Source organism: Lysinibacillus telephonicus (assembly GCF_003966145.1).
Lineage (GTDB): Bacteria > Bacillota > Bacilli > Bacillales_A > Planococcaceae > Ureibacillus > Ureibacillus telephonicus.
The window spans coordinates 25317-52291 of sequence record NZ_RXNR01000015.1; the positions used below are offsets into that span (position 1 = coordinate 25317).

Below are 26975 nucleotides of genomic sequence, written 5' to 3' on the forward strand. Positions count from 1 at the left end.
CCTTAATTTAAATAAAATTTCTTTAAATTAGTAGAAAAGTTTACCAATTTCGATTTAGCGCGTTGAATCGCTAAATTTTTTTGTTGATTTATTCACAATATTCTATATAATTATTCTAATAAATTATTAATAGAAAGAGGCAATCAATGTGAAAGATTTCTTCAGTAAATTATTAAACGGTATGAGCATCGCTATCGTTTGTGCGCTCATTCCAAATGCACTATTAGGGGAAATATTAAAATTAATAATTCCTTCTGTACCAGTACTGCAGCATCTTTTAGATGCGACAGTGATTGTTATGAGCATGCTGCCAATATTAGTAGGGATATTAGTTGGTATGCAATTTAAATTAACTCAGATTCAAACTGCTAGTGTTGGAATTGCAACTATTATAGGTAGCGGCGTTGTTAGTAAAACTGCAGATGGATTATTTACAATTAGCGGAATTGGTGTAGTAATTAACTCAGGGATTACTGCTGCATTAGCAGTATTATTTGTTCAATTAGTAGGTGAGAGATTAAGAGAATATTCAATCCTAGTTGTTCCCACATTAACAGTAGTAATTCCAGGCATGATTGGTGCAATGATATTACCTTTTGTAAAAACAAGTGCAGGGTTAGTTGGTCAAGGAGTAGCCTACTTAACAAATTTACAACCTGTGATTATGGGTGCGTTAATCGCAGTTGTCTTCGGAATTATTATTTTATCGCCAATTTCAACTGTTGGTGTTGCTACTGTAATTATGCTATCTGGCATCGGTTCAGGTGCTGCAAACTTAGGAATTGTAGCTGTTGGTATGGGATTATGTTTTGCAAGCTTCAAGGCAAATTCGCTTGGAACAGCATTAGCCCATGTTTTAGGTTCACCAAAAATCCAGATGCGCAACTTCTTTATGAAACCTTCCATTGCCTTCCCAATGTTAATAACTGCGGCAATCCTTGGTGGACTCGCTGGGGTATTAAATGTACAAGGTACTCCGTATAGTGCTGGATTTGGTTTATCTGGATTAGTTGGACCATTGAATTATATTAAATTAGCTGAGGGTGGATGGACTGCAACAAACATCGCCATCATGCTTGGCATGTTCCTTATTTTACCTTTGATTTTAAATCTATTCTTTATTTACGTATTTAAGAAGAAGCTTAAAATGATTAAAGATGAAGATTATAAATTGGATTATGAATGATAGTTTAAAAGGACTTCTATAAATATAGCAAAAGCAAAGCGTAACTAAATTTAAAACGCTTTGCTTTTTGCTATTATAAATGATTTTAAGTGATCACTAACTAAAGGATAAAAAATGCCCTATAACTATGAAAAGTAGCAATAGAAATCAAACCTATTGCTACTGTTTCGATATTTATAAGGCGAAATAATCTCTATAATGCTTTAATATCTATTTTCTAGAAGAAGACTTCTCGCTATTCCCTTGTTATGGAAAACATTAATATTAAATTGTTTTTATTTCTATATTATTTCCTTTTAAAATACTGCTTACATTTTGAGCAAATTCAACTGCCTTTGCACCGTCACCATGGATGCACAATGTATCGACTTCTATATTTATCTCTTTTCCTGACGTCGCAATAACTTTCTTTTCAGAAATCATTTTAATCACTTGTTTTAATGAAGCTTCTTCATCAGTAATGACAGCATTTTGATGTGTACGAGGGGTTAATTGTCCATTTTCATTGTATGTTCTATCAACAAACCCTTCATTTGCAACTCTCAACCCTAATTTCTTCGCTTCTGAAATTAAATAACTATTAGATAATCCATATAAAATAAGTTCTTCATCTACTTTTAATATCGCTTGTACAATTGCATTTGCTATTTCTTCACTTTTCGCAGCCATATTATAGAGTGCTCCATGAGGTTTTACATGATGTAATTTACTTCCCTCAACTTCTACTAATGTTTTTAAAGCACCTATTTGATATAAAGTTAAATCAAAAATTTCTTCAGGTGTATAATTAATGTTTCTTCTACCGAAACCTTGTAAATCCGGATATCCAGGATGTGCCCCAACAGCGACATTTGCCTCTAATGCTAGGTTTACTGTCTTTCTAATTACAGATGGATCTCCTGCATGGAACCCACATGCTATATTTACAGATGAAACATATTTCATCATTTCTTTATCGTTGCCAATTTTATATATACCGAAGCTTTCACCCAAATCACAATTTAAATCAATCGTTAATTGTTTATTCATTAATATTCTCCCTTATAAACGAGATTCGGTCACCATACCGTTGTTGAGCTACCTTCCATAAATCGTCATCAAGTATTTTCCCTACAATCGGGTATCCTCCTACCGTTTGGCCATCAGCCATTAAAATAATTGGCTGCCCTTCTGGCGGAATTTGAATAGTACCAAACATTGTCGGTTCAGAGAGAATGTCTTTTTTACATTTCATTTTCAATTTTGGACCTTTATAAAAATATCCCATTCGATCACCGGAGGACAATTGAAATTCCTCAGAAAAAAAGCGATTGACATCCTTTTCTTCAAAATAATTCAGCTGATAACTAGGAACAACTCTTACTTGATGGTGGCTTGGAAATTGAGGGATAAATTTATAAAATAGTCCTCGACGATTTTTAAAAATTGGATAATCCTCTCCATATAAAATGGTTCCATTTTGAATATTACAGCCTAAATTCGCCTTTAGGTATGTTGAGCAGCTATTTAAAATAGATTCTTCCTTAAATCCACCAATTGGTATTAAGTAAGCGATTGACCCCTGTTTAGAAAATTGAACTTTTAAAATATCCCCCTCATTTAAAATAAAAGTTTTCCAAGACTCAATTTCTTTTTCATTAACTTTAGCATTCATATCAGCGCCTACTAACACATATTCATGTTTCGATAGTGCTTCAAATGACATTCCCCCATAAAAGATTTCTAAAGCAGTTATATTATTATCGTTACCTAAAATTTTTTTTCCCAATTCAAAAGATAACTTATCCATTGGACCAGCTGTAGGTATACCAAATTTTCGAAAATGAAATCGTCCATTATCCTGTAATGAACAAAATACCCCCTTCTTCAAAACCTTAAGTAACTGTTTCACTTTTATCTCCACTTTCTACTTCAACTATGCGTCAACAAAAATCAATTCATTTTTAATAATTCAAAAACATATTCTGAATCCTTACTTAGTTGTTGTTCAAGTTCATCAAATTGTTCTTTCGATATTTTTTCGAATTTTAGTTGATTACCTGCTTGCAATAAAAAAGGATGCTTTCTTTTCACATTAAATAAATCAATAGGGGTTTTGCCAATAATATTCCACCCTCCAGGGGAGTCTACTGGATATATTCCCGTCTGCTGTCCCCCTATCCCTACACTGCCTTTTTGTACATTTTTTCTTGGTATTTCAAGTCTAGGAATATATAAATCTTTTTGTAGCCCCCCTAGATAAGGAAAACCAGGTAAAAAGCCAATAAAAAAAACGGTATAGAGTGGTTCGCAATGCTTTTCGATGATCTGTTCCTTCGATAAATTGATTTCTTTGGATACTCGATCTAAATCTAAAGCGAAAGGTTCCTCATAGCAAACAGGTATTGTAATTTGTTTTGTAGTATTTAAAGCATTTCCAACAGGATATTTTTCCCACATTGCTAAAATTTCTTTTGTTAGTAGATCACTCGAAATAGTCCTATTAAAAAAAACGGTTACCATATGATAGCTTGGTACTGTTTCAATTATATACCGTTTACAATTTTTGTTAATAAATTGGTCAAATGCTGTTACTAATTGAAAAGTTGATAAATTAATTTCTTGTCCAAAAATGAACGAGGCAATTGTTTTATCCTGTATTGATATGACAGGAATCACATTAATCCCCCTCTTTAGCTATCACTTCTAAACTAATTTCAATTGCTGATATTAAATCTTTTTGGGACCAGCTAGGAATTTTACCATGTATAATAGCTAATTCATGACAAGCAGGCATATGAATAAAACCAGCTTTACAACGTAAGTCATTGACTTTAATATAATCTAATACGCTATACATAATGTTATTACACAAATATGTTCCTGCAGTATTTGACATTTCTGCTGGGAAGCCATTTTCAATTAGATTATTGATAATTGATCTAACCGGTAAAGTTGAAAAATAAGCATCTGGACCATTGCTATTAATCAATTGATCTAAAGGAGCAAAACCATTATTATCGCGATCTCCATCCTTTACGTTAATCGCGATTCTTTCTGGTGTAATTTTAAATCGGCCAGCTGCTAAACCAAGGGAAACTACAATATCTGGCTTTAATTGTTCCATTTTCTCTATAATAAGTTTTTCAGATTGATTAAAATCTACAGGTAAAATAAAGCTTTCAATTTCATAGTCTTCAATTGTTTTGCCATCCAATTCCTTAGCAACTGTCATAGTTGGATTTATTTTATAATCTAGAAAAGGTTCAAAACCTGTTAAAAGTATTTTTTTCATATGTACTCCCCCCTAATTGTTATTTCTAGTGGTCTCTCTCTGTATAAGGTATTTCCGTTACGTTTCATGTCTACATTCGAATTTGAAACTGTTTGAAGTATTGATAAATTAAATAAATACTGTGCTTCTACGCATTCCTCCAGCACGTCACCATATACTACTTCATCTGCCACTTCAGAAATAATATCTGCTGCTACCCATTCAGGATATCTTAAAATACTTACTGCAGAGTAAGTAGGTGTTACAATTCTCTCTTTATAGAAGTTAATGTTGCCATGCACTTCGAGAGGGAATATCTCAGGCAGCCAATCATGGCCATATTTACGGAATCTACTTCTCCAATATTCATTTTGTTTAGGAATATTAGTTGTTTCATAGATTTCACTCATGTCTTTTACAATTTTCTCTAGGTTTTCTCGGGCTACATCTGTACCAAGTTCATTTGAATATCTACCAATTCCGTATATTTTAGCGCTCGGAATAAAATATGACACTGGGAAACGTGGAGGGCTATTATACCCTGCGAATGGCTGTACCCATTCATGAGCAGGAATTCCATGATTATCAATGACAACGTCTGGTGCCCATCTTTTCATTAATTCCGGCAGAACATTTGATTCCCCAAAGATAGTATTTTTATATCTGATATGGGCGAATTCAAGTCCAACTGCATTATAACGAGCAGCATGATGTTTCCATTCTGGATGTTCCTTTGTTAATTTTTTTAGTAAATAATGTCCATCAGGATTTGCCAATGGAATTGCAACGATATTAATTTTTTTCAGCAGTTCATTGTTGGATTCTAACCGTTCTAATAATCTATGAACTGCAATATTACTTGAAACTTCATTAGGATGATGTGCACATTCAATTAACACTGTAGGTTTAAACAGAGTCATTTTTAAAGGATTATCAAATTGTTCATTTGATGGTAAATACTTTTCTATTACATGAATTGGACGCCCTCGAAACGAATAATCAACTAATACACTATTGGGTACTGTTGTATCATCAATTTTTGTTTGTTCCCACATTGTTAATAATTCATCAATATCCCACAAATCGATATGGCCATTAACTTCTAACCTAACCTTTGTTGGCACATTTTTTTCGAAGAAAAGTTCTTTTGTTTTAACTTCATTTTTATTTAATTGGTGCCATTTTGTTACTTTAATTGACGCCCTAGGATTCTCACCTTTTGCAACATGCATAATAGGAACAACAGCACCAACCGCTATGTAGGGTTTTCCAATTAATTTTGTTCCTAAATCTTCGAAGTAATCTAACGTATTAAAATAAATATCTTCATAGAGCGCTTCTAAAGGAGATGTTCTTTCTTCATTAACTGAAAGTCTTTCTTCCTCTTCACTCATCCAAACCTCTACTTCCATTTGATCAAATAGAGGCTGTGTAAGTCCTTTTTCCCCTTTTATTTCACCGATTCCATCTAATAATTGAGGTAAAAAATCTGTCAGATAAAATTGATAAAAACGTTCCCGATCTGATGGGAAATGCATTACCGCTTTACCTGTTTCAGAACTAAATACAATACAGCTTGTCGTTGGTGCAGCAAATCTCTCTCCATCCACATAAGGAACTTTGCTGCATTCAACATCTAAACTTCCTAAATGATAGACCGTCCCATCATCTAATAAGGTGACTACTTCATAAGTGTGCTTTAATTGATTATCTAGTTCGAATTGAACATTTTCTTTACTAATTGATGTTTCGTTTTCAATAATGGCATCGATAGGGTAAAGTTCTTGAATCCAACGAATCGGCAGCTCAAGACTATTTTCTAAATGATGTTCTTTAACTTTTATCTTTATCTTTTTTGCGTTGGCAGGTATTTGATGGATCAGCTCTTCTTTTATCCAATGAAAACCAGGCTTGAATGATGATCTTACAGTAATCTCTTGAATATTTTTATATTTTTCAGACCATTTATTTTTTAGTAAGCTTCTAATCTCTAAAGGCTCCGAGACATAAACTTCTACTTTCTGAATTTGATTATTTGCCAAAGATTCCAAGTGCTTTTCAGCAAGTTCTATTTCAGAGGGGTTATCCCACTTTACTTCAAGCATTGTTTCTTCTTTATTTTTAAAATGAGCGTAATGAAATGCATTTTCCCAGGCACCTAAAACCCCATTCTCTTTCCAGCTTCTTTCGTTCGCTAACCATTCCATCATATTTGCACATTGGTCTAGTGAACCATTTAATTGGATAATATTTTCTTTTGGCACTTCAATAAATGATTGATTGTGCTGTTGAATAATAAACTGGATTTCTGCGTTTTTATTTTGAGCAATTGGCAAAGTAATAGAAGTACTTACTAAACCCAATCTTGCTGCAAAATTACATGTTGCTTTAAATAGCTGCTTGTTCCATTTTTCACAGCCTATATTAATATTAAGATGCTGCTGTGGGCTTGCCTCTTGTAAATAACCAAATCCAGATAATGTCCAAATGTCACTTATACTAGTAATAGATGATTGTGCATTGTCCTTAACTAAATTCTCTCTCAATTCAGTTCCAGCAATTGAGCTTAATAGACTGGAAAGTGCTTCTTCAGATGTATAATAAATATGAAGTTTTCCTGATTCAAAACTTGCTCTTGTTTCAGTTTCATTTTTCTCAAAACTCATGACTACTTTTTGATTTGTAAACTCAAAAAAGTTAAAAGACAAGGCAGTAGTTTCAAGTCCTACTCTCACCATAAAATCTAATAAACCTAATGGATATAGATTATCGGGTAAATCAATATAAAGTGAAACACCATCAGGTACTCCATCATTATTTTTATCGAGCAGCAAGCCTTCTAATGTCCATAAATCCTCCATATTCATCACCTACGCCTTTAAATTAGGGTCAAACTTATCTCTTAACCAATCACCAAGCAGGTTAAATCCTAGAACTGTCAGCATTATTGAAATACCAGGGAATACAGAAGTCCACCATGCAGTCGTAATATAATTTCTGCTGTCTGCTAACATTCCTCCCCAAGAAGGAATTGTAGGGTCTACACCTAAACCTAAGAACGTTAAGGAAGCTTCCAGTAAAATAAATTCTGCGATATACATCGTACTAAGAACTAAAATTGACGATAACACATTCGGTAAAATATGTTTCAAAATTATACGTGTATTCGATCCACCGATTGCTTTTGCTGCTTGTACGAATTCTTGTTCCTTTAATGAAATTACTTGTCCCCTAATGAGGCGAGCAAATCCAACCCAATATGTGAGACCTAAAATAATGACAATTTTCCATATTCCAGTACCTAAAACGCTCATTACAACAATGGCAAATAACATAAATGGAAAAGCCAATTGAATATCAGCTATACGCATAATTAGGTCATCAAGCCATTTACCAAAATAACCTGATACTAATCCCATTATCGTTCCGATTACAAGAGAAATAAGAACACCAAATATCCCTACAATTAGTGATATTCTTGCTCCATAAATCATTCTACTTAATAAGTCCCGACCCAATTGGTCTCCACCAAGAAGATACTGTGACTCTCCTGTATCATCAGTAAAAGAAGGAACATCTAATCTCGCAGTTAAGCTTGCTTGAGATGGATCATAGGGTGCAATCCATGGTGCGAAAACAGCACAAACCACCGTTCCCGCAACAAGTATCATCCCTAAAATTCCTATAGGATTTTTTCTTATAAATTTAAAAATCTTTGAAAGGATTGATGTCTTCTTAGGAGAAGAATTTGTAACTTCAGCTACTTGTTCCATATCTATTTCCCCTTTCCAGCTTTAATTCGAGGGTCAATAAGTGAATAACTTAGATCGACGATTAAATTAACTACTACCATTACAAGTGCTAAAAATACGACTCCACCTTGAACAACTGGATAGTCACGTTGGTTGATAGCATCAATAATTAAACGGCCAATTCCCGGCCAAGCAAATACTTGCTCTATAATAACTGTTCCGCCTAATAGCGCACCAAATTGAAGTCCAATAAATGTTGTAGTTGGTAATAATGCATTTCTAAATGCATGTTTTAATATGACTACCCATTTACTGATTCCCTTTGATTCTGCTGTACGAATATATTGTTGGTTTAATACTTCCAACATTGAGGAACGCACCAACCTAGCCAATACACCAGATAAAATAAGTCCAAGCGTTATCGATGGTAAGATTAAGTATTTAAATCCTTCAAACCCAGACGCAGGCAGCCATTGGAGATTTACTGCAAAAATTAAAATTAACATAATACCAAGCCAAAAGTTTGGGAACGATATACCAATAAGTGAAAATACTCGACCACCGAAGTCTAAAAAAGTATCCCGTTTAATTGCAGAAATAATACCAACTGGAAATGCAATTAACAGTGCTACTACCATTCCACCAAAAGCCAGCAGCATAGTCGGCCATACTCTTTCTGCAATAAGCGTCATTACAGGAATACCACTTCTAAAAGACTCCCCTAAATCGAAAGTTAACAATCCTTTCATAAACAGCCCATATTGAATATGTAATGGTTGGTCTAAACCTAATTCTGCAGTTAACTGATCTATTGCTTCCTGGCTTGGCTCACCCGCTCCAAACATTATGGCTACAGGGTCTCCTGTTAGTCGTATTGAAAAGAACACAATAAGTGAAATAACAATTACAACTAAAATTGCATGAAAAATTCTTTTAACAATATAAGATAGCAACACTTTCACATCCTTACTTGATGGAATAAAAGAGATAGTACGGTGAAACCATACTATCTCTCCAGTTTTAAAACCTATTGCACACTAACCTCTTCTAAACGTAGACGGTCATCATGTGGAGGGTTGAAGTCCACTACACGTTTATTTACTGCATATAAATCTACTGCTTGATAAAGGTTAACCTCTGGAGCTAATTCATATAGTCTTTGTGTTAATTGCTTAAAGATTGCTTCACGCTCTTCTTGGTCAACTGAATTTCGTTGTTCTTCTAACAAACGTTCAATTTCTTCATCATAGAATGTTGGATTCCAAAATTCACCGGAGTGGTACATTTGGTACGCTGTATTATCAAAGTCTAGAGTCCAGCCTCCCCAACCATTACGATACATACCTCCAGCATTGCCATTTGGAATTAAATCAGAGTTCAAAGTAGTTACATCAACAGTATTAATATTTAATTTAATACCCACTTGCTCTAGGTAGAAAGCAACCGCCTGAGTTATTTCTTTAAAGTTCCCGTCAGAACCAGGGATATAAACATCAACAGTTGTACCTTCTGTAACGCCGGCTTCTTGTAATAATTGCTTCGCCTTTTCTGGATCATATGGATATGGTTCTAAGTCAGGGTTATAACCAAATGATAATTCACTTTGGAAAGTTGCAATTGGTATTCCATATCCGCCTAAAATCTCTTCAATTAACGCATTACGATCTATTGCATAGTTAAATGCTTGACGCACTTTCACATCGTCAAAAGGTTCTATACTAGTATCAAAACGCAGCGCAAATACTGTTGGAGTACCTGTTTCCATTAATTCTAAATAATCAGTCGATTTAACCGTTTCTGCTTGTGATACCTCTACTCGTTTCATAATGTCAATTGAACCTGTTTGTAATTCAGCTAAACGAGTTGAAGCTTCTGGGATAACTTTAAATGTTACCTTATCTAACTTTGGTAATCCTTCTTTCCAATAGTTTTCATTTTTCTCTAAAACGATTTGTTGATCACGCTCATAACCAGTCATTTTAAATGGCCCTGTACCTACTGGATGTGTATCAAAATATTCCTCGCCATTTTCTTCAATATAGCCTGGAGGAACTATTACTGCTCCATAACTAGCTAATTTTGTTAGTATTACAGGGTCAATCGTGTTTAAGTGGAAAGTAACAGTATATTCATCATTTACTTCTACACTCTCAATAGATGTATAGTTTGAATATTGCGGTCCTTGTTGACCTTGTTCTCCTAATAAACGATCGAATGTATATTTAACTGCATCTGCATTAAAAGCTTCACCATTATGGAATGTTACACCTTGGCGAAGTTTAAATACTAAAGTTTTATCATCAACATACTCCCATGATTCCGCTAATCCTGGTTGAATTTCTAAATCATTATTGCGATCTACTAAACCTTCAAATACTGATGTTGCAACTGTGCTCCAATCTAGTAAGAACGTATCAATTGGATCCCAGTTTTGCGGTTCAGATGATACCCCAATTACTAGTTCATTTCCTCTTGAACTCGCTGGGTTTTCAGAAGAACCCGCAGCATTATCGCCGGCTTCTGACGAACTAGAGTTTCCTCCAGAACAAGCAGCTAGAACTAAAACTATTGATAGTGAACATAACAAAAATAAATGTTTCATTTTTTGCATCTTCTCTTTCCTCCCTATTTGTTAAATATGATATTTAGTTTTTTATTATAAAACCCCATATGGATAAGGTTGTTTATAACCAATAAGTGATGAAATGATAGCAGCAGCATTCCATAATTCTTGAACAAAATACTTTCTATCTTTCTCCGGTATAGATGTGATGATCCCCGCAATACTTAACGAATACAACACTTTACCTTCGTGATTAAATACCGGTACTGCTATAGATACTGTTCCTTCCTCAAGCTCCGATACACTGTAAGAATAGCCTTCTTTTCGACAGCATTCTAAAAGCCTGTACACTTCTTCTTTTGTTTTAGGTGTTCCACTTGCATAATTAGTAAGTGGTTCGGATAGAATTTGGTCAATTTCTTCTTTCGATTGAAAAGCTAAAATAGTCCTCATACATGCTCCAGCATAGAGGGGAGCCCTTCTTCCGGTCCTTGTGTATAAACGTACTGGCCTCGTGCTTTCTACCTTTTCAACATAGATACCTTCATGTCCATCTTTAAAAGCAAGTTGAACTGCTTCATTAAATACTAATTGAAGGGATTTCATATGTGGTAATGCTATATTGCGAACATCTAAATTTGCAGACACGATATTGCCTAACTCTAAAAACTTCAATCCCAGTGAAAATCGGTAACCTTCTGAATTTTGCTCTGATTTATCAAAAGGCATTTTTTGTAAAAATCCATTTTCCACAAAGATTTTTAATAAACGATAAACTGTTGGCTTTGGAATTTTCGTATATTCAGAGATTTCATCCATTGTCCAAATAGGTTTTTCGTTTGTAAAAAGATCAAATAATTGAATTGCTTTTTCCAGTGTTTTACTCATGGAGCAACCCCTACTCTCTTATCATTCTGCATAAAGGTGGCATGATACTCTATGTTGATTGTTTATTGCTTTCAATACTGGAATATCAGTTTTACATTTATCGATACATTCGAAACAACGGGTATGGAACATACATCCACTAGGTGGGTTTGCAGGGCTTGGTACATCTCCCTGTAATACGATTCTCTCCTTTTTTTGCAAAGGATGGGACTTAGGAAGTGCAGAAAACAACGCCTTTGCATATGGATGCATAGGATTTTTAAACAACTCATCTTTATCTGCAATTTCTACCATTTTCCCTAAATACATAACACCGATTCGATCACAGAAATGATTTACAACATTTAAATCATGGGAAATGAAGATATACGTTAAATCCATTTCCTTTTGAAGAGACCTCATTAAATTCAATACTTGTGATTGAATCGAAACATCAAGAGCTGAAACAGGTTCGTCTGCAATTATTAATTTTGGTCGAGAAACAAGTGCTCGCGCAATTCCAATTCTTTGTCTCTGCCCTCCGGAAAATTCATGTGGAAGTCTATCTAGCTGTGCTTTTGACAATCCAACATGTTCAGCTACTTCATAAACTCTCTTCATTCTTTCAGTAGAATCTTTTATTCCAAAATTTATTAGTGGTTCTTCAATAATGTTATAAACTTTCATTCTAGGATTTAAAGAAGCGAAAGGATCTTGAAATACGATTTGCATATCCCTTCTTTTAGAACGCATTTCTTTAGTATTTAATGCTGCGATATTTTCACCATCGAAAATTACATTTCCTGAAGTAGGTTCCAATAATCTAAGAATCGTTCTTCCCGTTGTACTTTTTCCACAGCCAGATTCACCAACGATTCCAAATGTTTCTCCTTTTTTCACTTCAAATGAAACATCATCTACCGCTTTAATCGTTTGGACATTTTCCTTGCCAAAGCCCTTCTTTACGATAAAATGCTTTGAAAGATGCTCTACTTTTAACAAAGTTTCTCTTTCTTTTATGGACGTCACCATCAAACACCTCCTAATTATCAGAATAGAGCCAGCATTGAACCATGGACTGATCATTATAATTTCTTAAAACAGGTTTTACATCACATTTTTCATGTCTTGCAGTACATCTTGGAGCGAATCTGCATCCCCCCGGCATATTTCCCGCTGTTGGAACTACCCCTTTGATAGAGGATAGATATTCCTTCCTCTCTTCAATTTTTGGCAGGGAAGCCAGTAGCCCTTTTGTATAAGGATGTTTGGGATTATCAAACAATTCTACAACTGTGGACTGTTCTACAATCTCACCTGCATACATAACAATTACACGGTCACACATTTCAGCTACAACACCTAAATCATGGGTTATTAAAATAATGGACATATCCATTTTTTGTTGTAGATCTTTCATTAATTCTAAAATTTGTGCTTGGATTGTAACGTCTAAAGCAGTTGTTGGTTCATCTGCTATTAAAATATCAGGATTACAAGATAGTGCCATCGCAATCATAACCCTTTGTCTCATCCCACCAGAAAGTTGATGGGGGTATTCATTAAAAACTGCTTCGGCTCTTGGTATACCAAGTGTTTTTAACATATGTATTGCATGTTGTTTTGCTTCTTCTTTCGGCATTTTGTTATGGCTTTGTATCATTTCAACAATTTGATTCCCAATTGTAAAAACAGGATTTAATGAACTCATTGGTTCTTGAAAAATCATCGCAACTTTTTGTCCTCGAACAGAGCGCCAAACTCTATGGCTTACTCCCTTCATACTTTGCTCAGTTATTTTTATATCCCCATCCTGCCACTCAATCCCAGGAGGCAACAGTCCCATTAATGCCAGTGATGTTAAGCTTTTGCCACAGCCTGATTCACCAACAATTCCTAATGTCTCGCCTTTATTTAAGTTAAATGATACGCCGTTAACAATTGGAATTTTATGCTTGCCATTGCTAATTCCAAGTTTTAATTCCTTAACTTGCAGTACACTTTCTGTCATAGGATTCACCCCTTAAATAAGAAGATTACATATTGCAATCTTTTTTTAGATCTTTAAATTAAATAATTATATGCTAATAAACTGGGCATCGATTTCAAAATATGAAATCGATAATTCAAAATTTGAAATCGAGTTTTTATATTTTTTATTTTATTCATAATCGTCAAAAGATTTCAATCAGTTTTTTTATGCACCCTCTCGCATTGTTATTGTAGTATAGTGAAAATTATAATAATTTGATTAACCCAACTATTTCAATAGAAAACAGTGCTTTTAATGTGTAAATATAAATTATAGGTTACATTCAAACGTTAATAAGAGATTATCTATTGTGAAGAATTTGTAAAGATAGAGTACCTTCATTTACAATTTTCATATAAGAAATAAAAAAATCCCCAAAGGTAATAGCGTACCTTCAGAGACAATTTCTAGCTTATTCACTTAAATAATTAACATATATATGTCTAGATCAAATAATTATTTAGTATGTATTTTTTATACTTTTATTAGGAAATATTTCTAAAAAGTATATTTTACAATATTTTTATATTTTATTAAAAATAGCACTTTTGGACTACGTTATTTCCTCTAATAAATTTAAAATTATAATGTGTAGAAAGAAGCAAAAATATATTTGCTTCTCTCTACACCTTTTATCTTTATGCTTCCTTCTTTTCTTTTGTCTTTCTTTTTCGAACAGTAGGTTTCTTTTTTGATGTTCTATCGAGAGAAGCCTGTAATGCAGCCATCAAATCTGTCATATCAGATGGCACTACCGCTTCTTTTTCAGTAGCTGTAACTGTAACCTCTCCTGATCTCTTCTGCTCTATTAATTCAAGCAATGCAGTGCGATAATCATCTTGATACTTTTCTGGTTCAAATTTTGCGGTCAGCTGATCAATTAACATTAATGCAGTATCAAGTTCTTTTTGAACAACTTTATCCTCGCTTGGAATATTCGGTACTTCTTCAACATTACGAACTTCATCAGGAAAATGGATTGTTTCCATTAACAGAGTTTGTCCATAAACTCTAACAATTGCCAGCTGCTCCTTTGAACGAATTGTTATTTTTGCGACACCTATTTTACCTGAATCGCTTAATGCCTTTCTTAACAATGCGTACGCTTTCCCTCCACCACTATCAGGCGCCAAAAAATAACTACGTTCAAAATAGATCGGATCTATTTCTTCCAATTTTACAAATTCAATAATTTCTACAGCTTTCTCTTCATTTTCTTTCCTTAGCTTTTCTAACTCTTCATCATCAAGTACTACGAATTTGTTTTTTGAGTACTCATATGCTTTTACTATATCTTCATTTTTAATTTCTTTATCGCAAACAGGACAAACCTTTTGATAACTGATTGGACTATTGCATTCTTTATGCAGTTGGCGCAGCTTTATATCTTTATTTTCTGTTGCTGTGTGGAGCTTTACTGGGATATTCACGAGTCCAAAGCTAATACTGCCTTTCCACACTGTATGCATAAACTTCACCTTCTTTTTTCTTATTATGCACGCATATACCTCTTTTCTATGTATAACAGAAGCAAATCAGTCAAAAAACTAAGAGAAAAAAGAGGATTTTAATATGAAACCAATGCTTTTAACTTCTGCTGATTCATTACCTAACGGAAATGATTGGATTTATGAAGTGAAATATGATGGCTATAGATGCATCCTGCATTTAGAAGAAAATGGGCCAATCTTCATTAGTCGCAACGGCAAAGAGCTTACACACCTTTTTCCCGAAATTGTTCAATTTTGTAATGAACAATATGAACGAATCGCTCCTCTGTTGCCAATTACACTCGACGGAGAGATTGTTTACCTAGTGAATAATTTCAAAAGTAACTTTTCGATTGTTCAATCTCGAGGGAAAATGAGAGCAAAAAAAACAATAACCGAGGCAAGCAAAACATTCCCTTGCAGTCTAATTGTGTTTGATGTCCTCCGTTATAAAGGAAAGGATTTAACTCAATCCCAACTAACAGAAAGAAAAAAGGTTTTAACTGACATCTTTCAATTATTACAATTTTCGCTTCAACCAAATTTTCAAGTTAAGGGAGAAATCCAGTCGATAGAAATATTTGAAAATGAAAACTTGGTTTGGAATGAAGTAAAAAAATATAATGGCGAAGGTGTAATTGCTAAGAAAAAAACAAGTTTATGGGAAATTGGAAAACGCTCAAACCAATGGCTGAAAGTGAAAAATTGGCTTATTGTTACAGTTGTACTAACAAAGTATGATCAAGAGAATGGCTATTTTAATGGAGCGGTTTTTGGGGGAGAAACCTTAGAAGAAGTAACAATTTTTCGCCACGGACTATCTGATGAAGAGTTAAAAACTTTAGCAAAGTTTTTTCAATCTAACGGCAAACAAACCTCCTCAATGACTTGGGAGATTCCACCTTCCATTTGTGTTGATGTTGCTTGTATTAGCCTTACAGGTGATAAGTTGCGAGAACCGCGCTTTGCAGGGTTTCGGTTTGATGTTAACCCTACTGAGGTAACTTGGAAAACGATGCTGCGGCAATTAAATCCAATCCCAGAAAAAGTAGAGATTACTCATCCTGATAAACCAGTTTGGCCTGTCCTTAACTTAGTAAAGGATGATTATATTTATTATCTTCAGCAAGTTTCTCCATTTTTTCTACCATTTTTAAACAATCGACTACTAACAGCCATTCGATTTCCACATGGTGTTCCTGGAGAAAGCTTTTATCAAAAAAACGCGCCTGACTATATACCAGACTTTATTGAAACAAAAAGGGAAGAGGATATTGATTATATTGTATGTAATGATATTGATTCTTTATTATGGTTGGGAAATCAACTGGCATTAGAATTTCATATACCTTTTCAAACGATTGACACGAAATATCCAACTGAAATTGTTTTTGATTTAGACCCGCCATCAGTTGAAGAATTTTCGCTTGCAATCGAGGCGGCCTTAAGAATGAAATCAATATTTGATAATTTTAAGCTGCTGTCATTTATTAAAACGTCTGGTGGAAAAGGATTGCAAGTATATATTCCCTTGCCGAAGGATACATTTTCTTACGATGAAACTCGGGTTTTCACAGAGTTTGTTTGTAATTTTTTATGCGAGCAGGAACCCCGTTGGTTTACGACTGAGCGTTTGAAAAAGAACCGTGGTAATAAATTGTATTTAGATTATGTACAACATGCTGAAGGGAAAACAATTATTGCCCCATATTCCCCAAGAGGAAATGAAAGAGGACTAATTGCAACACCTATACAATGGCATGAAGTAAATGAAAAATTGAACCCAAGCTTATTTCCAATCCCTGCTATACTAGATCGAATTAATTCAATTGGCGATCCTTTTAAAGATTTCTTTAAAATTGGCAAAGTGCAAAACTTCAAACCAGTACTAACCTCTCTTCAAGAGCTTATAAAAAAGAAATAACCTCCATCGGCCTGTGGAGGTTTTTACTATTATCTTTTTAAGATAACAAGTGTGCTTTTTTAGCCCAATAACTATTTCCTTTAAAAAATTGATAACATAATATTACAACTATAACTAAATCAATTTCATCTCCCGCATAATACATCATCATCCCACCCAGTTCTGCATCAGTACTTTCGACACCGGCTGGGGGATTTGCATAAATCCATTTTGATAATATACTATGGCCTGCCATTGCAATTACTAAAATACAAGCACGCAAATAAAAACTTGTCGGATGTGGTGTCGGGTCAATATAAATCATGGAAATAGTAAATACATATCCAGCTAAAAATATATGCAAGTGGACCAGCGTGTAAATAATTATTGAAGAATGCATCATCGAAAATAAGTCAGTAGTATACAACACCCATAGCCCGCCTATATTTAAAATCGTGGCAGTTATCGGATGACAAATAAATTGCACATAAGCGCTTTTTAACAATTTGCTAAGCCGTCTTGCATGCTTTATAGATAAGCTTCTTAATACAAGCGTCATCGGTGCTGATAGACTAATTAACAGCGGCCCCAGCATTCCAAGGAGCAAGTGCATTATCATATGTGCTTGAAAACTTGTATGGGCACGTTCTGCAATTGGCCCTATTAATGCAGAAGCAATACAAAGAATCCCAACAATAAAAAAAACAATTCGATAAACAGGCCATCTTTGATATTTTTTATTCGCCATGTAAACAGCCATTATAAATATAAAAATAATAAACATAAATGGTATGCTTAAAATAATAGTATCAAATACATTATTCTCAGAAATTGGTTGGTGATGTGTATGCATTAAACCTCGCCTACTTTTTGATTAGATTTATTTGTTTTTTAATTAATACAAATCCAATTACAATAAGAATTGCTGCTAATACATTCCAAGCAATATCATAATAAATAATCTCAACATTATAGCGAATTTGGTGAATCCTCATTAACTTATGTTGAATGATTCCATCGTACAATTGAAATGAACCAGCACCTAATAATTCTGCACCCATCCACAGTTTAAAATTAAACACCCTTCTCTTTTTTAAATCCGCAACCATAAATAGTGATGCAACTGTTGCAAACCAGCTAAAAGCATGAAACAAGCCATCTGATATCAGACCTATACTAGTTGTAGATAAATCATAAAAATGGTGCCAATGCAAAAGTTGATGAAAAACAGCTTCATCTATAAAAGCAACAGCCCCTAAACCAAAAAATATTCCCGACCAAATATTAAACGATATATCAGTATGACTTTTCCGTTTTTGCATAACATCGCTCACCCTTAATCAAATACTCTAACAAACAAATTTTATCCAAATTACTTAAAATCTATAAGTTGGGCTACGTTTTCCAAAGAAAAAATCTCCACAAGTTTGTGGAGATTAATGTTTATGTTTAATGGCTATGAACATGATGATGATTTAATGAACTATCGTGTTTGCATAAGATCGAGTTTTCGTGTGAGTGGTGACTGCATTCAACTTGAACCGTTATATGACCAATTCCTAAATGGGCTAGATCGTGTTCAATTGATTTTAAGAGCGCTTGGCTTTCATGGAGCGACAAATCATCTTCGACAACAGCATGGCAGGAAAGCGCATTTTGGCCACTTGTAATGGACCATACATGTAAATCATGTATATCTATTACACCAGCTTTATTTTTAAAAACACGAATAATTTCATCCATTTGTATATTGCTTGGTACACCTTCCATTAGAACATGGATGGAATCTTTTGTAACTCTATATCCGCTCATAAGGACAATTATCGCTACCACTATACTTGCAAGCGGATCCGCCCATCCCCATCCAAGGAACATTATAAGAAGTGCTGCAACAATAGCACCTACAGAACCTAACATATCCCCTACGACGTGAAGAAATGCTGCACGTAAATTTAAATTTTCTTTAGTATCCCCACCACGTAATAAAATCCAAGCAACTAATATATTTACAAGCAACCCTGCAATTGCAATGACTAGCATTCCAGTTGAAGCAATCTCAGGAGGAGACGTAAATCGCTTAATTGCTTCGATAAAAATAAAAACAGAAACAAGTATTAATGTGACTCCATTAAAAACCGCAGCTAATATTTCAAATCGTTTATATCCATATGTTTTACTAAAGTTAGCTACTCTTTCGCCAAATTTAAACGCTAAAACACCTACTCCAAGTGAGATAGCATCACTTAACATATGTCCTGCATCAGAAAGCAGTGCCAAGCTATTTGTCAATAAACCACCAACTACTTCAAGTAACATAAAAACAGCTATAATAAAAAACGCTATTGTCAATGTTTTTTTATTTGCGCCATGTAAATGATCGTGATGTGCATGGTCGTGTCCATGTCCCATGATACTCCTCCTTCGTTATAAATTATTATATGTTCATATAATCATATTTGTTAGTTTGTTTTTAATTTAACTATGAATAGCATGCTCAATCGTTTGCTTTAACATGTTCATTACGTGTTCATCGTCATATGAATAAAATAAAGATGTCCCTTCACGACGATATTTCACTAATCGCAAATTTTTTAAAAAACGAAGCTGATGCGAAACAGTAGATTGTCTTAAATCCAATGTTTCAGCAATTTCATTTACTGAATACTCTTTATTAAAGAGTAAATTTAATATACGAATTCGAGTTGGATCACTTAATGCTTTAAACGTTTGCGATACAAGAAACAATGTTTCTTCATCTAAATCATGAGGATTAACTTTCATTTCTTCCAATTTGAATCTCCTCTTCCTTTTATAAATTCGTATATGATTATGTATTCATATATGAATATTTTATTCTTAAAAGTTCATTCTGTCCATTTAATTTTACCAATTATAAGAAAAAAATCTGTTATAAAACGTTCCGAATTTAGACTTCTCATTTTCGGCCAAAATTCTCCATAAACGAGTCCTAAATAGGCGAAAAATCTGCACATCCTCAAAAACTAGGATGAGCAGATTCTCAATTGTAAAACAAATTTTTAAAATAATTTTTACTTTAATAGTATCGGTAACCATTAACTCGGTTTTCATAAACTTTGTGTGCTAGACGGATTGTTGAAACTGCTAGTTCAGCATAAGTAACATTTTCTTTCGGTTTAAATAAATCATTCTCTGTTGGTAATAATTCTAGTGCATCTGCCAATGCAACATAACCCGTATAAGTTACTTCTTTTGCATCTTTTATATCAAGCTTATAAATATCATTATGTGATGCTGCTTGCTCTAAACCTAGTGCTCGTACATACCAAACGGCAAGCTCTTCACGAGTAACTAGGGCGCTTGTATTTAAATCTTGGTTATTAGGATTTAGAATCCCCATAGATACAGCTTGTTCAACAACACTATAATAAGGGTGGTCAGGGCCAATGTTTTCAAATGTTTGAGGATGTACCTGCTCCTCATATCTAATATTATACTCATCATAGAAATACGTTAAAGACTTTACGATTGTTTTTAACGCTTCCCCTTTTGTAATCGTAGCATCTGCATTAAAGCTACTATCTTTTACTTCTAAAATGTTATTTTGAATTAGATAATTTAATTCCTGCTCTGCAGTTGGATGCGAAATTACAGGGTAATCTTTTTCATTGAACATGCTTGTCCATTCTCCGTTAGTTGCATCAAAAGAGTTTGTGCCTTTGTCATTAAAGATAGGTGTATAAACTAGAGAATAATGACTTTCTTCATCATTACTTCCTTGCATTATATATTGAAGCTTCAAACCTAATCCATCTTTAAAGCGTTGTAGTGCCTCTTCTTCGGAAATAATATTGCTAGTTGACGGCCAATTTTCAAATTCTAGATGACTTATAGATAAACTGTTTAATGAACCATCGAATTTAATTCCAATGTGGATTCCATCCCCTGACACAATAATTCCATTCACAACTCTTGGGAATGAAAAATTATAGATGCCACTTACTTCATCGGCATACGGCTCATTGATCGGTAAAGCATATTCATGTAGATAAGACGGCGCATATTCTTTTAAATAATTTATTGCTTTTGTTAACGCTTGGTCGCTTGTTATTTTATTTTTATTATCCGTTTTTCCAAGCTCTCCTAAGACATCATTTTTTATATCGTAATAGTCAATTAGTTCTCCTGTATTTTTATCAATTTGCAGTACTGTCCCATGGCCGCCATTTTTGTAGTTATACATGTAACTAATACTATAAACTTCTCTACCGTTATAATCTGTTTGTTCTTCAACACTATCAATTGTTAAGGTTATTTCATCTGAATCCACCTTAAGCAGTTTTTCTGCAATATTTTTTGCCTCATCAGGAGTAATACCTTCTTGTCTTGGCGCTAATGGTTTAGGGACAATTGTTTCAATTTCTTTAGCTTTCGGCAAGTCTTGAGTGAACCCGCTTTCCGTCTGCCACTGTCCTGTTAAAGCATGTACACCGGTAAATTGGCCTGATGGACTATACACTAGTTCCACAGTTCGTTTATCATATGGATATTCATAGTTAATTTGATATTGCAATTGAACTTGAAGATTCTCTTTTATCTTCTCCAATATTTCATCTTTATTTTTCACTTTTTGAACATCATCAAATCCTACAGACTTACTTGCCATAGGATAGCTATAAAATTGAACTATTTCACCATTGCCAAGTACAGTTACATGTATTCTTTGATCAAAAATTTCAACTTGGTTTTTAGTGCGTATAAATGAAAATGAATAACGAATTGGCTCCGTCAGTAGATTATTTGAATAATAAGAGTATGAGTCACTATTATTCTTATCAAATTGATATTGTTCCCCGTTCGGAAACTTCTTTATAAAATCCTCTGCAATTTTTTGTGCTTCTTCCTTAGAGATTTTTGCTGGGAAGAGCGCATCAGCAACATTTGCAGGTTGATAATCAAAATTTTCAATTTCTAAATCCTCACCTACAAAGGTGATATAGCCATAAACATCCTTGCCCTGTACTTTTTTCGAAAAGTTTAAATCATATCGTACTGTCTTATCCTCAGGGTAGTAATGACCTCTACTCATTTGAAAATCGCTTGCTGATAAAAAGTTGAATTTATTCGGAAAAACTTCATTTAATTTTTTTATTAAGTCATTTTTAGTAACCGTGTTTTCCGTTGACGCCACTTTAATTTCGATTTGTTTAGGCTGTTCAACACTATTTGTGTCAGCGCTTGCTGCTGACATCATACCAAAAGACATTACCGCAGCTGTTATTGAGAATCCAATTTTATTTATTTTCACCAAAATAACCCTCCTAATATTTGTTAGTAACATTCTATTATATTTATCTAGGATAAAAAATAGGAATTTCTGTTTATATTTTCATCCCACTTATCCTATGCATTAAGAATTACAAAAAGACTAAGCTTAATAGTTTTATTATAAGCGTTAAAAAAGAGCAGCCTAAGTGACTGCTCAATTTTATGTTATCTATCTCTTTACTACATTGAAATTTTCATTAATTAAGAGCCAGTTTTGCGGGAATGCGAATCCTAATTTCCAAAAACTAATTCCTCTAAGATTTAATCTTTTCATCAAGTTAAATTTTGCTTGGATTGAACGTGCGTCTTCAAACCAAACTTTATGCGCATTTCCTTCATCATCCACATAATTAAAATGAGGAGCTTGGGCCGTATAGTCATATTGAATGACAACATCATGTTGTTTAGCAAGCTCGATTGCTCTTTGAGGACTTAGAGCTCTCGCATATTGACCCCCTTCTACAAACGGAAGAGTCCAATCGTATCCATATAAATTTTGCCCCATCATAATTTTATTTGCTGGCATCTCAGTTAAAGCATAGTCCAACACTCTTTCAACCTCTTGAATTGGCGATACTGGCATGGGTGGGCCACCCGAATATCCCCACTCATATGTCATTAATACAGAAAAATCAACTATTTCTCCATGTGCCCTATAATCATGTGCTTCATACCATTGACCTGCTTGCTCTGCACTTGTTTTTGGCGCTAGAGCAGTTGAAATCATAAACCCTTCTCCATGCAAATAATCCGCCGCTTTTCTTAAGAAGTTATTGTATGCCTCGCGTTGATCTCCCGGAAGAAATTCAAAGTCAAAGTGAATATCTGTAACACTTCCGATTCTTCTTGCTTCTTCTACAATATTCTCAAGAAGTACATCTTGAACTGCCGAGCTCTGTAAAATCGCTCTACCTAGTTCGCCACTAAATTGACCATTCTCTAAATTCGTGACAACAAGCATTAACGTGGTTCCTGAAGCAGCTGCAGCTTCCGGAATCCCTTCTACCGGTATAGGATCTAGGCTGCCATCCCTTCTTGCCTCATAACTAAACGGCGCTAAATAAGTTAAGTATGGACCTACTGCTCTTGCTTCATTTAATAATTCCTCGCTTACAGTTTCGCCAATTGGTTCAATATAAATGTTTACTTCTGCATCTCGTCTTTGCATCGGTGGTATATATAAGCGCATCCCAACAGTTAATGGTGCATCCGGGTTGATGCCATTGATTTGAGCTAAGGTCGTATAATTTACGCCAAAACGCTGAGCGATAGAGTATAAAGTATCTCCCGATTGAACCCAGTAAAAGCTCCCGTATATTGGAATGACCAATGCTTCACCAACAACTAAACGCTCTGGATTTTCTATTTGATTTGCTTGAATAATGTTTTCTACCGTTGAACCATATGCTTGTGCTATTCCCCATAACGACTGCCCCGGTTGAACAACATGTATTTGAATCTTATTTCCCTCCCTTTTGTCGTTCATTGGTAATTACACCTATCATTCTATGTTTCCGCTTCCCGGAACATAACATCAGAAAACAACAAAATGTCTACACATATAAATATTGTTCATACTAGATTGTCTTTTACTTAATCAATACGTTTCAGTATCTGCGGCTTATGTGGGGAGAGAGAACGTCGCGTCCATGCGACATCGCTCCCATGACCAACATCGTGTTGGACTCTAAGCCTATTCACTCACCTATATACTTTTAAAATTCTTATAAGAAACTTCCCGATAAAAAATATCTAACAAAAAAACTTCTCATAGTTTTTGATTTAATCATCAAAACTATGAGAAGCATATAAGGTTTATCCATTTTTAGTTTACTAAATTATGCTCATATAAATAGTCATAGGTAACATCGACAAATAAATATTCATGTTCATTTAAAGCCATTGAATAAGTTCGTGTTAGTTCACCGGTTTCAATATCACTATAAATACTAGAAAGCTCGCCTTTTACATCATTTCTTAGCTTTATAATATTAAATAAGAAATATGGACGCCAGCTCCAGTTTTTCCCTACAGCCTTTTCTTCAACATCCCACTTTCCATTTCTACGAACGATATTAGGTGAAATCTGAAAACCTTCATCATTACAAATATAAAATCGGAATGCATAATTCTCTAATTGATTTGCTAGTTGCAACAATGTTTCGACATCGTTACTATCGGGCTTCGTATATTCAACGATTGTTGCAATTGTTCTTTGTAATTTTTTCATTTCTTCATACTTTAATTCTAATAATCGTTTTTCTGCAGAAATAAATTGCTTACACTCATTGCGGAATCGTTCTTTTAATGTATCTATTGGAATAAAACGTTTTGATGGCTGCTGTAAATAAACGCCTTTAAAATAGCGGGCTCCACTTTTCCATGCATGATGTAATTGATAGTCTGTTTGAATATTATCAAACATTAATGCTGCACCTATTTTTACTGCAAGTGATTGAATTGTAGTAAAAACATGGTTTTGAGCTCCCCATGCATTATAATTTAGCTGGCTTACGTTGATTTTCAATACTGCTGGTTCCAGCATTAATATTTGGTCAAGGTTGCTGTCCGATCCAATATTGTCCAAGGCTACCTTTACACCGTATGTTTTAATATAACGAATTGGATGTTGAAGCTGCTCAAACTCCCCTTTAAACTTATGCTCAGGAATTACTAAATAAATATAGCTTAAAAGATTTTCATCCATCGATTCTTTTAAAGTTTGGAAGTATTTTTCCCCGAAATCTAACATTAATAAATTTGGATTGCACGGTAGAAAGAGTTTTACTTGTTTTTGTAACAACTCGTCTTTTGCAGCTTCAATTGCTTTGATTACTAAAAATTGTTCAATTTCTGATCGTATATCTGCAGGAATTGACTCATCATATGTAATATCTGTAATGTTAAAAGTTATCCCCTCGTTTGTATATTCCCCAATAACTTCGTACGCCACAATTACATGTTCATCCGCACTGTAAATTGGTTCAAATAAAACGTCGATTTCATCTAATTTATCTAAAAAATCCAGAACATCCATCCATATAACCCCCACATAAAAATTCTGACTACTTTATTACATCAATTATACACTAAAATTCGTGTCACAAAATATAACATAATCAAATGTGCTTCGATTATAGAATACACATTTTATTTATTTATTCTTTAAGTGAAGTTTATATGATACTATAAATATAATTGATTATTTAATCAGTAGATTGAATTTTTATAAATTTTATTTTCTAAATTACACCTTTACCACACAGTTTCTTTCCATTTCTTTTGCTTTATAAAGTGCATTATCCGCTCTTATATACCAGTCATTGAACGACTCAAGCATTTCTCTTTGTGCAACACCTAAGCTTGCCGTTAATTGACCTGCGATAGGATACTTAAATTGTTCAATCGATTTGCGAACTCTTTCTGCAATATTTATTGCTTTATCAAGGTTTGTATCTGGTAATATAATCATAAATTCTTCTCCACCAAGACGAATTAAAGTATCAGAATGTCGCAGCATTTTTTTCAATATTTGAGCTGTTTGTTTAAGCACCTCATCACCAACTGGATGCCCCCAAGTGTCATTCACTTGTTTAAAGAAATCAATATCAATAATAATCATAGACAGAGATTGCCTATCTATATCTGATTGATTCATTTCATCAACTATTTTCTGATCTAAAAAATGCCGATTATATAACCCTGTTAATTCATCTGTTAGTGCAAGTGTTTTTAATATTTTATTTTTTTCTTTTAACTCTTCTGTTAGTTGAGCAAGATTTTTATTTTTTTCAAATAACTGTTCCTCTAATGTTCTTCGTTCTGTAATATCTCTGGCTGATGAATAAATATATTTTCCATTTAGTTGTGAATGCCATTCTAAATACCGATAAACACCATCCTTTCTACGCACTCTATTTATAAACGTAGAAATATGTTTTTGGTTTTGCAAATCTTTTATTCTATTTAAAGTCGAAGATAAATCATCCTCATGAACAAGTTTTGTGAAGCTGCTTCCTTCAAGTTCCTCCACTTTATATCCTAGTATTCTTTCAAAAGCTTGGTTGACCCTTAAAAAATAGCCATTACTATTCACAACAGAAAGCATATCAATATTTACATTTAAAAAGCCCTCAATTTCATTGTCCTGTATATATTCTTTTGTTACATCAGAGTAAATACACCCAAGAGTGTCCCTTTGTAATGGAAAGATCATCATTCTAATCCACTTTTGCGAGGAAAAAGGAATTATATCAAATTGAATAGACTTTTTATTTATGACTGCATCTAAAATATATTTGTTCCAATCATTTATGTTTTCCAAACAGTTAGGAAAGACATCAATAAATCTTTTGTTTAAAGTTTCGGCGCCTTGCAATTCCATCAAATTTTCAAAGGCTTTATTATAGTCAGAAAAGACAAGGTCCATTGGCACTCCATCATTATCATAAATGACCTTTTGACATGAATAGGCTGTTGGAGAATTTTTATAAAATTGTTCGTAATATTTTGAATCCAATTTAAATGCCCCTTTCATGTCAAAAAATTTAGATATATTTAAATAATATATCCTTTAACTTACAACCTTTGAAATTTTCTTCCTCAATAATAACTTCTTTAGT

The 26975-nt window shown here is 33.9% G+C and carries 22 protein-coding genes; 2 read left to right on the forward strand and 20 right to left on the reverse strand.

The features are described 5' to 3' along the window. Positions 1 to 148: 148 nt before the first annotated feature. Positions 149 to 1186, forward strand: coding sequence for a PTS sugar transporter subunit IIC (locus EKG35_RS07135; RefSeq protein WP_126293756.1), 1038 nt, complete (start codon positions 149 to 151; stop codon positions 1184 to 1186). Between the two features lie 264 nt (positions 1187 to 1450). Here the strand turns inward: EKG35_RS07135 and EKG35_RS07140 are convergent, their stop codons facing one another. From EKG35_RS07140 to ku, 12 genes are all read right to left on the reverse strand, one after another. Further along, complete coding sequence (locus tag EKG35_RS07140; RefSeq protein ID WP_126293757.1) at positions 1451 to 2215, reverse strand: LamB/YcsF family protein; 765 nt, start codon at positions 2213 to 2215, stop codon at positions 1451 to 1453. Beyond that, complete coding sequence (locus EKG35_RS07145; protein ID WP_185807669.1) at positions 2208 to 3077, reverse strand: 5-oxoprolinase subunit C family protein; 870 nt, start codon at positions 3075 to 3077, stop codon at positions 2208 to 2210. The genes EKG35_RS07140 and EKG35_RS07145 overlap by 8 nt, the downstream gene beginning before the upstream one ends. Before the next feature lie 41 nt (positions 3078 to 3118). Continuing rightward, positions 3119 to 3844 (reverse strand): 5-oxoprolinase subunit PxpB, encoded by a 726-nt coding sequence (pxpB, locus tag EKG35_RS07150; protein WP_185807670.1) that lies wholly within the window; start codon positions 3842 to 3844, stop codon positions 3119 to 3121. Between the two features lies 1 nt (position 3845). Then, positions 3846 to 4460, reverse strand: a complete 615-nt coding sequence (locus tag EKG35_RS07155) for a pyroglutamyl-peptidase I (RefSeq protein WP_126293760.1) — start codon at positions 4458 to 4460, stop codon at positions 3846 to 3848. Further along, positions 4457 to 7300 carry a M14 family metallopeptidase gene (locus EKG35_RS07160; protein ID WP_185807671.1) on the reverse strand — a complete coding sequence of 948 codons (2844 nt, stop codon included), beginning with the start codon at positions 7298 to 7300 and terminating at the stop codon, positions 4457 to 4459. Before EKG35_RS07160 ends, EKG35_RS07155 begins: the two co-directional genes overlap by 4 nt. Before the next feature lie 9 nt (positions 7301 to 7309). Continuing rightward, a complete protein-coding gene (locus EKG35_RS07165) occupies positions 7310 to 8212 on the reverse strand; it encodes an ABC transporter permease (RefSeq protein ID WP_126293762.1) in 903 nt (300 codons plus the stop codon). Between the two features lie 2 nt (positions 8213 to 8214). Then, on the reverse strand, positions 8215 to 9144 hold the full coding sequence (nikB, locus tag EKG35_RS07170) for a nickel ABC transporter permease (protein ID WP_126293763.1): 930 nt from the start codon (positions 9142 to 9144) through the stop codon (positions 8215 to 8217). Between the two features lie 74 nt (positions 9145 to 9218). Continuing rightward, a complete protein-coding gene (locus tag EKG35_RS07175) occupies positions 9219 to 10793 on the reverse strand; it encodes an ABC transporter substrate-binding protein (RefSeq protein WP_126293799.1) in 1575 nt (524 codons plus the stop codon). A 54-nt stretch (positions 10794 to 10847) separates the two neighbouring features. Beyond that, the gene (locus EKG35_RS07180) at positions 10848 to 11642 is read right to left on the reverse strand and encodes an IclR family transcriptional regulator (RefSeq protein ID WP_126293764.1); all 795 of its coding nucleotides are present in this window, start codon (positions 11640 to 11642) and stop codon (positions 10848 to 10850) included. Positions 11643 to 11663: 21 nt separating this feature from the next. Continuing rightward, a complete protein-coding gene (locus tag EKG35_RS07185) occupies positions 11664 to 12653 on the reverse strand; it encodes an ABC transporter ATP-binding protein (protein ID WP_126293765.1) in 990 nt (329 codons plus the stop codon). Positions 12654 to 12663: 10 nt separating this feature from the next. Next, complete coding sequence (locus EKG35_RS07190) at positions 12664 to 13632, reverse strand: ABC transporter ATP-binding protein (RefSeq protein ID WP_126293766.1); 969 nt, start codon at positions 13630 to 13632, stop codon at positions 12664 to 12666. A 659-nt stretch (positions 13633 to 14291) separates the two neighbouring features. Further along, complete coding sequence (ku, locus tag EKG35_RS07195; RefSeq protein ID WP_126293767.1) at positions 14292 to 15122, reverse strand: non-homologous end joining protein Ku; 831 nt, start codon at positions 15120 to 15122, stop codon at positions 14292 to 14294. Between the two features lie 103 nt (positions 15123 to 15225). Here ku and EKG35_RS07200 point away from each other — a divergent pair, with 103 nt between their 5' ends. Next, the gene (locus tag EKG35_RS07200) at positions 15226 to 17067 is read left to right on the forward strand and encodes a DNA ligase D (RefSeq protein ID WP_126293768.1); all 1842 of its coding nucleotides are present in this window, start codon (positions 15226 to 15228) and stop codon (positions 17065 to 17067) included. A gap of 37 nt (positions 17068 to 17104) precedes the next feature. On the opposite strand, the gene EKG35_RS07205 is transcribed toward EKG35_RS07200, so the two are convergent. The 8 genes from EKG35_RS07205 to EKG35_RS07240 form a co-directional block, all read right to left on the reverse strand. Further along, on the reverse strand, positions 17105 to 17899 hold the full coding sequence (locus EKG35_RS07205; protein WP_126293769.1) for a cytochrome c oxidase assembly protein: 795 nt from the start codon (positions 17897 to 17899) through the stop codon (positions 17105 to 17107). A 10-nt stretch (positions 17900 to 17909) separates the two neighbouring features. Continuing rightward, entirely contained in the window at positions 17910 to 18368 is a 459-nt protein-coding gene (locus tag EKG35_RS07210; protein WP_126293770.1) for a DUF2243 domain-containing protein, read from the reverse strand. A gap of 127 nt (positions 18369 to 18495) precedes the next feature. Then, positions 18496 to 19455: a cation diffusion facilitator family transporter gene (locus EKG35_RS07215; RefSeq protein ID WP_126293771.1), complete on the reverse strand. Its 960-nt coding sequence runs from the start codon at positions 19453 to 19455 to the stop codon at positions 18496 to 18498. Between the two features lie 66 nt (positions 19456 to 19521). After that, complete coding sequence (locus EKG35_RS07220; RefSeq protein ID WP_126293800.1) at positions 19522 to 19827, reverse strand: ArsR/SmtB family transcription factor; 306 nt, start codon at positions 19825 to 19827, stop codon at positions 19522 to 19524. Positions 19828 to 20101: 274 nt separating this feature from the next. Next, positions 20102 to 22333 (reverse strand): YcdB/YcdC domain-containing protein, encoded by a 2232-nt coding sequence (locus EKG35_RS07225; RefSeq protein ID WP_185807672.1) that lies wholly within the window; start codon positions 22331 to 22333, stop codon positions 20102 to 20104. A gap of 189 nt (positions 22334 to 22522) precedes the next feature. Then, entirely contained in the window at positions 22523 to 23812 is a 1290-nt protein-coding gene (locus tag EKG35_RS07230) for a glycoside hydrolase family 18 protein (protein ID WP_126293801.1), read from the reverse strand. Between the two features lie 366 nt (positions 23813 to 24178). Further along, positions 24179 to 25390: an EAL domain-containing protein gene (locus tag EKG35_RS07235; RefSeq protein WP_126293773.1), complete on the reverse strand. Its 1212-nt coding sequence runs from the start codon at positions 25388 to 25390 to the stop codon at positions 24179 to 24181. A gap of 210 nt (positions 25391 to 25600) precedes the next feature. Then, positions 25601 to 26872, reverse strand: a complete 1272-nt coding sequence (locus EKG35_RS07240) for a diguanylate cyclase (RefSeq protein WP_185807673.1) — start codon at positions 26870 to 26872, stop codon at positions 25601 to 25603. Positions 26873 to 26975: the final 103 nt, after the last annotated feature.